14 protein-coding genes and 2 pseudogenes are annotated in these 10,392 nt (G+C 41.8%); 9 read left to right on the plus strand and 7 right to left on the minus strand.

The genetic code is table 11. The features are described from left to right. From H6G18_RS25395 to H6G18_RS25220, 3 genes are all read right to left on the minus strand, one after another. On the minus strand, positions 1 to 68 hold a 68-nt coding region (locus H6G18_RS25395), incomplete at its 3' end, for a transposase-like zinc-binding domain-containing protein (protein ID WP_449224089.1). A gap of 261 nt (positions 69 to 329) precedes the next feature. Further along, positions 330 to 581, minus strand: coding sequence for an endonuclease (locus H6G18_RS25325; protein ID WP_190409603.1), 252 nt, complete (start codon positions 579 to 581; stop codon positions 330 to 332). A gap of 9 nt (positions 582 to 590) precedes the next feature. Beyond that, the gene (locus H6G18_RS25220) at positions 591 to 824 is read right to left on the minus strand and encodes a hypothetical protein (RefSeq protein ID WP_190409604.1); all 234 of its coding nucleotides are present in this window, start codon (positions 822 to 824) and stop codon (positions 591 to 593) included. Between H6G18_RS25220 and H6G18_RS23985 the strand changes: the two are divergent. The 5 genes and pseudogenes from H6G18_RS23985 to H6G18_RS24005 all read left to right on the plus strand — a co-directional run bounded on the left by H6G18_RS23985 (position 742) and on the right by H6G18_RS24005 (position 4,549). Then, a pseudogene (locus H6G18_RS23985) lies at positions 742 to 1,384 on the plus strand (transposase domain-containing protein). The gene H6G18_RS25220 and the pseudogene H6G18_RS23985 sit on opposite strands and share 83 nt — an antisense overlap. Positions 1,385 to 1,848: 464 nt before the next feature. Continuing rightward, positions 1,849 to 2,226 carry a hypothetical protein gene (locus tag H6G18_RS24905; RefSeq protein WP_242040457.1) on the plus strand — a complete coding sequence of 126 codons (378 nt, stop codon included), beginning with the start codon at positions 1,849 to 1,851 and terminating at the stop codon, positions 2,224 to 2,226. Between the two features lie 259 nt (positions 2,227 to 2,485). Beyond that, the gene (locus tag H6G18_RS23995; protein WP_190409593.1) at positions 2,486 to 3,139 is read left to right on the plus strand and encodes a methyltransferase family protein; all 654 of its coding nucleotides are present in this window, start codon (positions 2,486 to 2,488) and stop codon (positions 3,137 to 3,139) included. Between the two features lie 421 nt (positions 3,140 to 3,560). Next, positions 3,561 to 3,860, plus strand: coding sequence for an HNH endonuclease (locus H6G18_RS24000; RefSeq protein ID WP_190409594.1), 300 nt, complete (start codon positions 3,561 to 3,563; stop codon positions 3,858 to 3,860). 239 nt (positions 3,861 to 4,099) lie between these two features. Then, positions 4,100 to 4,549 carry a (2Fe-2S) ferredoxin domain-containing protein gene (locus tag H6G18_RS24005; RefSeq protein ID WP_190409595.1) on the plus strand — a complete coding sequence of 150 codons (450 nt, stop codon included), beginning with the start codon at positions 4,100 to 4,102 and terminating at the stop codon, positions 4,547 to 4,549. Positions 4,550 to 4,657: 108 nt separating this feature from the next. Here H6G18_RS24005 and H6G18_RS24010 read toward each other — a convergent pair whose 3' ends face one another. Both H6G18_RS24010 and H6G18_RS24015 read right to left on the minus strand, forming a co-directional pair. Beyond that, positions 4,658 to 5,056 carry a TIGR02588 family protein gene (locus H6G18_RS24010; RefSeq protein WP_190409596.1) on the minus strand — a complete coding sequence of 133 codons (399 nt, stop codon included), beginning with the start codon at positions 5,054 to 5,056 and terminating at the stop codon, positions 4,658 to 4,660. Continuing rightward, a complete protein-coding gene (locus H6G18_RS24015) occupies positions 5,053 to 5,922 on the minus strand; it encodes a TIGR02587 family membrane protein (protein WP_190409597.1) in 870 nt (289 codons plus the stop codon). Before H6G18_RS24015 ends, H6G18_RS24010 begins: the two co-directional genes overlap by 4 nt. 184 nt (positions 5,923 to 6,106) lie before the next feature. Between H6G18_RS24015 and H6G18_RS24020 the strand changes: the two genes are divergently transcribed. The 4 genes from H6G18_RS24020 to H6G18_RS24035 all read left to right on the plus strand — a co-directional run bounded on the left by H6G18_RS24020 (position 6,107) and on the right by H6G18_RS24035 (position 9,405). Then, on the plus strand, positions 6,107 to 6,253 hold the full coding sequence (locus H6G18_RS24020; protein WP_313954460.1) for a group II intron maturase-specific domain-containing protein: 147 nt from the start codon (positions 6,107 to 6,109) through the stop codon (positions 6,251 to 6,253). A gap of 875 nt (positions 6,254 to 7,128) precedes the next feature. Further along, on the plus strand, positions 7,129 to 7,374 hold the full coding sequence (locus H6G18_RS24025; protein ID WP_190409599.1) for a hypothetical protein: 246 nt from the start codon (positions 7,129 to 7,131) through the stop codon (positions 7,372 to 7,374). A gap of 470 nt (positions 7,375 to 7,844) precedes the next feature. Further along, positions 7,845 to 8,975, plus strand: a complete 1,131-nt coding sequence (locus H6G18_RS24030) for a sodium-dependent bicarbonate transport family permease (RefSeq protein ID WP_190409600.1) — start codon at positions 7,845 to 7,847, stop codon at positions 8,973 to 8,975. Between the two features lie 97 nt (positions 8,976 to 9,072). Then, complete coding sequence (locus tag H6G18_RS24035) at positions 9,073 to 9,405, plus strand: P-II family nitrogen regulator (RefSeq protein WP_190409601.1); 333 nt, start codon at positions 9,073 to 9,075, stop codon at positions 9,403 to 9,405. A 179-nt stretch (positions 9,406 to 9,584) separates the two neighbouring features. Here H6G18_RS24035 and H6G18_RS25400 read toward each other — a convergent pair. Together H6G18_RS25400 and H6G18_RS24040 are read right to left on the minus strand one after the other, a co-directional pair. Then, a pseudogene (locus H6G18_RS25400) lies at positions 9,585 to 9,659 on the minus strand (IS200/IS605 family transposase); the annotation flags it as partial. A gap of 12 nt (positions 9,660 to 9,671) precedes the next feature. Continuing rightward, on the minus strand, positions 9,672 to 10,178 hold the full coding sequence (locus tag H6G18_RS24040; RefSeq protein ID WP_190409602.1) for a GNAT family N-acetyltransferase: 507 nt from the start codon (positions 10,176 to 10,178) through the stop codon (positions 9,672 to 9,674). Positions 10,179 to 10,392: the final 214 nt, after the last annotated feature.

The following is a 10,392-nucleotide window of genomic DNA, read 5'->3' on the forward strand; positions in this document are numbered from 1 at the left end:
TAGTTTTGTTTACCTCTTTGCTTGCCATTCTTCCGGATATGATGGGAATTACAACGCGGACATTCCATGAAGATTCACCCTAATTCATATTCTCATTATGCAACGCCTCAATTGATATAGCCAAGACAAGCTTTTTCAAGGTATACTGCTTTTTATTTTGAATTGGCGAAAATACGATTTTTTGAAAATACATATTGGCAACAATTTATATTTTCGTCAATTTAAATTGTTGCCAAAAAAACTTGTAAAGACTGTATTAACTAGTAGACCATTCTCCAAAGCTAGACAAAACGATGATTAGGGCTAGAGCCAAACTATTTTCATAGTAGCTACCCAAGACCTAAGCGGAATTCAATTTTATCTGCCCATTCAGGGAAGTCGATAAGGGGATTGCGATTGCCCTGCTTTTTATAGATAGCCATATTTCGATGTTTTTCGTGTTCGTTGACAGGGTAATCTTGATGCCACTTCAGTAGAGTATCTAGGCGTTGAGCTTCGTACTCATTACTCCTGTTGTCAATTTGCTCTGGATATCGCAGTAAGAAGTAAAGAGTTGCTCGCGCTACCTCTCCCTTTCCAATACTTCTCGGTTAAAAACAAAAGCAAGGTAAAGTGATAATTGTTCTCCAAGAAGTGCGATGGGAAAAATTGGTGCTGCTAAAAGATTTTTCGTTGATAACGCCAACATTAGAAGCGGAGTTAATATTCAAAGCAATAGAAACAGTTATTTCGCCATCAGTGATTAGAGAAACTCTATCAGAGACAGACAGTGGTGAAGAGCGAACACGGAAATTGCCATCTGGTTTGGTAGTGTGTCTAGTCATAGCGATGAATCTATGGTCATCAGATGCAATGGGAGATGTACTGAAAAATCTGGTGAGTGGGCTAAGTAGAGAGTGGACGCGATTAGGGCAGTATTGGAAAGCGCCAAGTAGTTCTTCAATCAGCGAAGCGAGGCAGAGATTGGGATGTCGGGTAATGAGTCAGCTAGGTTATAGAATACACTATCGACTCAGACAATGGACAACAAACTTATCGTCTCATTACCAGTTTGATGGATATTACTGTGTTTCCCGCTTTGTTGTTAGCCACAGAGTATCATCAACGTTGGGAAGTAGAAAATACTATTGATGAGTTGAAAACTCATCTCAATGGGCGCAAAACTCCCATTCGCTCTCTCAAACCCCGTGAAGTTGTTCAAGAAATCTACGGGTGGCTTTTAAGCCATTATGCAGTTCGCACTTTAATGTTTCAAGCCGCGACTGCTGCTTCCATATCTCCATTACGCTTAGGTTTTACTGGTACTCTCAAAGTCATTCGTCGGGCTATTTCTGATTTCCAAGATGCGAACAGCGAGCAACTACCCTTTTTTTCTCCAAACTAATCCTGGAAATTTTGGAGCAAAAAATCCCTCCAAGACAGGGCAGGACAAATCCCAGAGTAGTCAAAAAACCTCGTTCTAAGTTTCCATCTAGAAAACCAATCCACTCAAGAGCGGGTACTAAACGTCAACCACTCACTTTTTTTATTCTCAATACTGCTTGATTCTTAACCGAGAAGTATTGAGTAGGGATGGCTTGTGCTTATTCGCTACCCCTGTTGATCATCAACAAGACGCAGAGGAAACCTCTAAGAGTGATTTAGAGTGTGCCGCACAGTCATAGTGTTTGGTATTATGCACAATAAAGTTAGGGTCTTTCATGGTTTCGACTCTCATAAGATCCACTTTCTATAGAAGAAACAAATATATTGAGTCAACCGCTTTGGGACATGATTAACTCAAAGCGGTTATTAAAATGTATGCCATCACTTTCCACCTACAATAGCGATATCTAGGCTGATATCACCATGCCCACAAAAAAAAGTCCGACCAAAAAACCGCCGCCAAGCGAGATGATCCGCGTCCCCGTTGCCTTAAAAGAGGTTGTAAGGGAGTTGTCACGCTTGCATCGGGAAGGGCGTACAGCCCAGGTGCTGCAAGGAATCCAAGAATTAATCAGCAAGCTTGATAGCACTGCTGATATCGATACTTTGGCTTCAATACAGCAATTAGAGCAACGGGTAGTCCAACTAGAATCACGGCACTCATCAGGCTCTACTGATGAGTTGAAAGAGGAACTGACGGCGATAAGCTTACGCGTGGAGCAGCTAGAAAAGGCGTATAACCAACTAATTATCTACCTCAATAGCAAAAGTAAACCCAGACAAGCATCCTCTCGCTACTAGCAGGGTCAGGATGAGGTAAAAATAGATACTTATACTCTACAAAATTTAGCAAAGCGTTTGGGTGTAGATGTAGAGACTCTAGAGCGTATGCGAGTGAATGCCACAAGACCAGAGGAGTTTATTAGTTGGAGTAGGGGACGCGCCCCCAGTGGATTGGGTTGGAGGTACAACCTAGAAAAAGGGCTTTACCATCCGGTGAGATAGTGTAGGCTTACACTCAAGCAAGATAATAAAGACAAAATAGAACAAGATTCAGATCATGAAAGCCAAGTATGCCATCAATCTCAGTAAAGGACTAACATTCTTTTTTATACTGCTCCTGATGTTTGTTTACCAGAATTTCACTCTAGGGCCTTGGGTGTATTTAGCACTTCACGGTACTTATGGATTTCTGTGGCTATTAAAAGACCGCATATTCCCAGACAAACAATGGGAGCAATTCGTTTCTATTCCACAGGGGATTTTCATCTTTATTGTGGTGAATCTATACTGGATAGCACCTTTTATTCTTATTAGTAGTGGCACAGTACCACCACTACCATTAGTGGCAGTAGCTATTTCTTTAAATATCTTTGGTGTGTTTCTACACTTTGTAAGCGATGCCCAGAAATACTATACCCTTAAGTATCAGAAGGGATTAATAACAGAAGGGTTCTTTGCTCGTTGCCGCAACATTAATTATTTGGGAGAAATATTTATTTATACTGCCTTCGCCATGCTGACTCAACACTGGCTTCCATTTTTGATTATTGGAGGTTTTATCAGCACAGTATTTATTCCAAATATGTTGAAGAAGGACAAATCTCTATCTCGTTACTCTGAGTTTGATGACTACAAAAATCGTTCTGGGCTTTTGTTGCCAAAACTGTTTTTAAGTTCAGTTTCTCAGCAACAAGAAAAGACTGTTATTTAAAATCAGCATCTTAGAGACCATTTATAAAGTAAATCTTAAGTAGGGGAGGCAAAAAGCGGTGTAGATGTTCTTCCCGCTTTATTGCCGTTATGTTACGGCTATGAAAGGATTTGTGACTTAGAGACAAGACAATTTAGCCGTAACGCACCATCCGTGAGGCGGTGCGTTAGGCGCAAGGATATTTATTTCGTGACCAATCATCTTGGAAATCGGCGCCTAACACACCCTACAATAATTTTATTTTTGCTTTATAAATAACCTCTTAGAGATTTTCTCTGCCTGCTAAATTGTGGGCTACGATTCCCAATGTTGGGAATCATTTTTTTATTGCGAAACTTTGCAATAGTACAGAGGAGCCATAGTAAATTACTCTTCTCAAAAGACAGGTAATTAAATCACTACGTATTTTTCAAATCAGGGAATGCCTAAAAAATCAAGAGAACGTTATCCCCAAAATTGCTCAGATATCGCATTCGTTGTGAAACAAGAAGTGAACTGGCGATGTTCTAAGTGTGGGTTGCAGTGCATTCGCCCTGGTAATGATACCTCCAATCTAAGCCGTTCCGAAAGAACCGCATTAACATTAACAGTGCATCACTATAATTTCGTGCCAGAAGACAATCGTCGGTCAAACTTATGTGCGTTATGCACAGGTTGTCACTTGAGTTTTCATACGCGACGTAAGGGTAATGTATCGCCTGGGCAATTATCTTTATTTTGAGATTTGTTTAATTATTGAACCACATCCTATGCTCAAATCAAGTTTTCTGATACTAAACTAAATCCTGTTGGTAATCGCGCAGACTGAACATTCTTGATAGTGGTCACAGGAGTTCTATTTAGAGATGCCCATGAGTTTGGTACTGATAGTCTGTGGTGATTATTCAACACTATCGTAGATTACAAACTTAACGGTCAATTTAGGTGATGCTAATGGAGAAATAGCAAAGCTACTCACCCATGAAGAAACTGCTTAAAAAGATATTGGCACTGCTACGGCAAATTTTTCATCAGTTCTCATCCACACAGCAACGAAGTTATCCTCCAGCTTCTCACCCGCCAACGATTCCTATTCCTCCCATTCCCACGTTCGTTCCTCAGTGGCACAACGGTTTAGTGCTAGTTTGTTCGCAGTGTACAGTCGAGCAATTTGACGGCAGTTCTCATCGAATTAATAGAGGTACAACCGCTTCAGTTGAATTACAGAACTGGCTGAAATCTCGCCTAAAATTTGATGGATTGTGGGGTAAATGTCGGTTTGTTAGCACCAGTTGTTTAGGAGTTTGTCCACAGGGGGGCGTTGTTGTGGTTCTGCATCATAATGCAGTTGGGCAGCAATGCTTTATTGTCTCAAAGGGTGGCGAACGTGAAATTCTCTACTCCTATATCAAACAGATGCACAAGTATTAATTTTTAGCTGATTTTTGGTTATCTTCTTAAGTAAGCCCATTACTATTTTTGAGTTGCGTTCCGCACTTGATTTTACAGGCTAATAAAACAGGTTTCAAGTCAATTTTATTATGGCAATTTATAGCTAGCAACACGCACAATTAATTGCCCTTGACGCGGATTTTGGCTAAATATAAATGCTCCTTCTTCTTTTTCCCCATCTGATAAAAAATCGATTTGTTGCTCTCCTGTTTCGACAACTTTATTAGCAATTTGTAACTCAGCGATAATTTGCACTGATTCAGCAGTTTTACCCCCATTATTAACGATGTCAAAGGGAACATAAAATTGACCATCAACCTCACGAATTATTGGCTTTTTAGTTACCAATAAAATAGGAGGTTGATTTTTTTCATTAAGCCAAATATACCCTATTAGACTAATAATGATTGCCAGAATAAATAAAGCAATACTGAATGTTACCCACTCAGCCAAAGAACGTTCTGGGTTTGGTTCTTTTTGCATCATATAGCTAACCTACCAGCCGCACCACCAATAGTTGCAGGCAAACCTAAGACTAAAGTGTGTTCTAACCACATTCTCCAAGGATCATCTAATGTTACCGTCTGGAAGAAAAACAGCATCAGCGCACTTGCTAGCAAAGATACTAAATAAGAAATAGTTGTTTCACTTAATGGCCGTTGAAAAATCCCCTTTTGCTGTCTACGTTTTTGTTGATCTGAAAAACCAGCTTGAAAGACGATAGCGTAAGAAATAACGAAAGATGCAGCCATCAATGCCAACATCCAAGGAGGTGAAATTGTGGCGGATAACATAGCAACTTCATCGGTTGGAGCGATATTAAAGGCAATGACAATTGCACCAATGAGAGTTGCACCTAAATCAGCTAAGGTGGCGTGTAGTTGATTGATGCTGTTTTCTTTTTGATTGCTTGAAGCTGAAGTATTTTGATTACTCTCTCCTAGAAACTGGTTAGCTAACGCTACACCTAGAGTAAATGGGACACCTTCAAAAACAACTTTACCTAAAGATTCTTTTAAAGAAGTTTCTGGCGTAATTTCTTGCAATAACCACAACATAAAAGCAGAGCAAACAAATCCAATTGCCATTGCTTCTATAGTATCTATTGCTGCTTCATCAACTCGCCAGTTATTTCTGCGTTTACGAAAACCTTCTGTATAATTAAGTAAAAAAACTACAATAAACATTAAGGCGAACGCCATCACAATTAATCTTGGTTTTGCCAGCGAGCCAATCCACCATACTTCCATAGTATATATTAGAGGAATTCCAAATAAAAAGCCTCCACAAATACCCCGAAAAATATCATTTATTTCTCTTTTCCAAGAATTTTGATGATGTTTTTTACTCACACCTGATTTATACCTATTTATGGGATTTTTTTAGCGTTATAAAATATCCCATAAAATACATGACTTCAGCATCTATCTTAAGTATTTAAAAAAAAATAATATTTTTCTTGTGATAGGTACATGAAAAATTACTTTCTAATATGTTATCCCTCTTTTCCTAAAGTAACAAAAGAGGGATGATTTAATCGCTCATTTGAAACCCGTCATCCGTGGATGGACAAACTACTACTCGTGTGTCGTCAGCAAACGCGTATTTAACCAGGCTGATACAACATTATTCAGTCAGCTAAAAGCATGGGCAGAACATCGTCACCCTAATAAATCTTCCTGATGGAGTTGTCAAAAGTATTGGCACACCGTAGGGTCTGATAATTCGGTATTTAAACCCCATAACCAGAAAATTCGCTTACTCAAGCACCGTGAAACTCGCATTGTGAGACACATACAGGTGCAAGGAAGCCGTAGCCCGTTTGATGGTGACTGGGTGTACTGGAGTTCCAGAATGGGTAAACATCCCGAATGGCACTATGGCGATCGCTCTGACACGAACAAACCCCGTTCTTGCAACCGCTCTAGATCTTTTGGATCTCTCAAATGTCATCACAATACCGAGATTCTCAGTGCTTGAACAGCTTCTTGCCAAAATGAGAATTGCTGGGGTTTTGAGAACGTATAGAGAAAACTCTGTGATCACAATTTATATTGACCAGGGATATACAGGTTTTTTGAGAATAAAAGGAAAACTTATGATTTGAATTTGAAATTACTTAGCAGATCCATGTATGGCGATCGCAAATTTTCAGATAAACTTAGGCACATACCTGCCGTTCTAACCTTTTTTAAATTCAAAATGCAAAATACAAAATGCAAAATTAAGAAGAAGATTTATCTTGAATTAATTCTGGGTATCAGCCCCTAATGATTGCAATTTTGAATTGTTTTGACCCCTAATATCTGATCAAGGAGGAATTACAACGTGGATTTCTTGTGAGATTTCTGGATGAGCTTATATAAACTTAAGAATATCGTTCAAAGCGAAAGCATAGATGTCTGTCTTCTGTTCGACATCAATATCAGGTTTGAGCGACCCAGTTTCTCTCCTTGAGACATTCTCCATTCACAGGTGAATTTCTGACAAGTGTTTCCGTCGCAGCGCGCAAGTGCCCGCCACCGCCACACACATTCGCTCAGCATGGGGCGTACACAATGAACAAGTTTGACTCAACTAAACTGCCGACCAAATTTGACAACACCAGCGAAGGCTGGCTAGTGCAGGTATATAGCGGCGATCGCCGCCTGCTCTGCGTACTTGAGTCGTCTCACGCCTGGACTTTTTTGTTGGGCTGTGGGTTCGGTCTCCTACTGACGGTGGGGTGGTTTAACCTCGCCAGTAACAGTCCGTCTACGACTTATGAGCCGTCAACAACTCCCCCCAAAGTGTGGATTGATTAGCTCAGTCATTGCTAGAAGAGTGGTGTCCACGCAACTATTCCAATTTGGCTGATCCCATAACTAACGTCCTCTGTGCAATATCCGTGTATAGAGAAAATTCTGCGATGGGCTACGCCCCGCCGGAGGCGATCGTAATTTGCCTTGACCAGTGATATACGGGCTTTCTGAGAATAAAAGGAAAACTTATGATTTGAATTTGAAATTACTTGGTATGTCCATGTATGGCGATCGCAGATTTAAGGATAGACTTAAGCACATAGAAATTTTGTTCTTAATAAATCTTGGTCTAAGAATTACTCCAAGACAGCGATACCTTCCAGCCTAGTTCAGAGAGCGACCACCTCTGAACACCCTGTCGGCAGGTATTCGCGTAACACCTGTGCTGTGGGGATGAAGCGCTTCATCCTTACTTTTTCAGCTCACTTATCACAATAATCGCTCCTCGCTAAAGGGGGCAAAAGGAGGTATTCGTGGATTTTTTGTCCTTGTTTGTAATGGACTTCGTTAAGCAGTTGCAGTCCCCAACACTCAGCTTTCTGATTGGTGGTATGGTCATTGCCGCCCTTGGTAGCGAACTGCAAATTCCAGAGTCGATTTGTAAGATTATCGTCTTCATGCTGCTCACCAAAATCGGTCTGACCGGTGGTATTGCAATCCGCAATTCCAACCTGACAGAGATGGTGTTACCTGTACTGTTTTCTGTAGCATTAGGCATTCTCATTGTATTCATCGCGCGCTATACGTTAGCCAAACTGCCGAAGGTCAAAACCGTTGATGCGATTGCGACCGGGGGATTGTTTGGTGCTGTGAGTGGCTCTACCATGGCCGCCGCCTTGACACTACTGGAAGAACAAAACATCCAATACGAGGCATGGGCTGGCGCACTCTATCCCTTCATGGATATCCCAGCACTCGTAACAGCGATTGTGATTGCCAACATTTATCTCAAAAAGAAGAAGCATAGTGCAGCAGACGAGTATCTCAGCAAGCAGGAGTATCTCGAAAAGCAGCCCGTTGCAGCAGGGGATTATCCCGATCAGCAAGATTATCCCAGCACCCGGCAAGAGTATCTCAGCAAGCAGCAGTCTGCGGATAATCGGGTCAAGATATGGCCGATCGTGGAGGAAAGCCTCCGGGGGCCTGCCCTATCGGCAATGTTGCTCGGACTTGCTCTTGGACTGTTCACTCGGCCAGAAAGTGTCTATAAAAGCTTCTACGACCCAGCCTTCCGTGGACTGCTTTCGATCTTGATGCTGGTCATGGGTATGGAGGCTTGGTCGAGGATTGGCGAACTGCGGAAGGTGGCCCAGTGGTACGTCGTGTATAGCTTGGTGGCACCTTTGCTGCATGGGTTCATCGCCTTCGGTCTTGGTATGATTGCCCACTACGCAACAGGATTCAGCCTTGGCGGTGTCGTGGTTCTGTCCGTCATTGCCGCCTCCAGTTCAGACATCTCAGGGCCACCCACGTTGCGTGCCGGGATTCCGTCGGCCAATCCCTCCGCCTACATTGGCGCATCCACAGCCATCGGTACACCCGTGGCGATCGGCTTGGCAATACCGCTCTTCCTCGGTCTTGCCCAGGCGATCGGCGGCAGCTAATCCCAGACGGGTCACGGTCTGTCGGCGCTCTCTTGACTAGGCAGACCAAGAAACTCAATATATAAGATCAATATACGTAGGTAAGGAGGTAAGCAACATGGCCAAGCCAGCCAAAAAGCTCGTCATCGTCACAGAAAAGATTCTGCTGAAAAAGATCGCTAATATCATTGATGAATCCGGAGCGACTGGTTATACGGTGGTGGAAACTGGCGGTAAAGGCAGTCGCAACGTGCGCTCGTCGGGACAACCCAACGTTTCCGACACCACGGCGAATATAAAGTTCGAGGTGCTTACCGAAAATCGGGATATGGCTGAGAATATTGCTGATCAGATCGCAATGAAGTTTTTCAACGATTATGCGGGCATTGCTTATATCTGTGACGCGGAGGTACTGTACGCGCACACTTTCTGCGGGCCAGGTGGCTGTTGAATCGAGACGACACAGACCTAAAAAGCCGGGGCATGACCCCGGTTTTTAGCTTGAACTGACAGAAGCCTCTCACTTACCGCGATAGCGGAAGTGATGAGATGAATGGCAGGTGAGTTGACGACAGTTCTCCGACTAATGCCGACAGGCAAGGGAGGAGAACATGGAGGAAACGAACAATCTTAATCTTCTGGTTGTTGCTGATTTTCAATGTATTTCTTCAGTGTTGAAACAGTAACACCACCACAACTTATTACTATATTTAAAATTTAAACTTGATGAAATGCTGGGGGATAAATAACTTTCCCTCGATATTTTGTTTGATATTTTTGTAGTGGTTTGACCATGAAAAATTCATCGGGAACGGGGAAAGGACTTTCAATTCCATAGGTGGTTGATGGGATAAAACCAAAACGAGTGTAGAATTGAGGGTCGCCTAATACTATAACTAAACTTTCTCCTCTGGCTTCAGCTTTTGTTAAGCCTATTTGTATAAGTGCGCTACCAATTCCTTGTTTTTGAAATTGAGGATGGACAGCTATGGGTGCTAAAGCAAGTACCTGTAGTTTTTCTTCGCCTGCTAATTCAATGTAACTAAAAATAATATGCCCAACTACATTATTATCTATTTCTGCTATTAGTGATAGTTCGGGAATGTAAAAGTCGGAGAGGCGAATTGCTGCGATTAATTGGGATTCGTTTTCTCTACCAAAGGCTAAGTTGTTGACTTGGGAAATTGCTAAATAATCTGAGGGAGTTTCAGTGCTTATATTCACGATTTTAAACTTAGTTCTTGGGAATAGCAAAAAACGATCGCCTCATTTACAGAAGCGATCGCCTATTACATTCATCTACAATACTTAAACCAGCAGTGTTTGCAGTAAGAGGTGATTCGTAAAGAAAATCTAAAGAGCTTTTGAGTAATCTGGACTAGATTTTAATCTAGATCAGGTTGAGTAGTTGTAGAAAATATGAGTAGTCTACCTAAGA

Source organism: Anabaena subtropica FACHB-260 (assembly GCF_014697105.1).
Taxonomy (GTDB): Bacteria; Cyanobacteriota; Cyanobacteriia; order Cyanobacteriales; family Nostocaceae; genus Trichormus; species Trichormus subtropicus.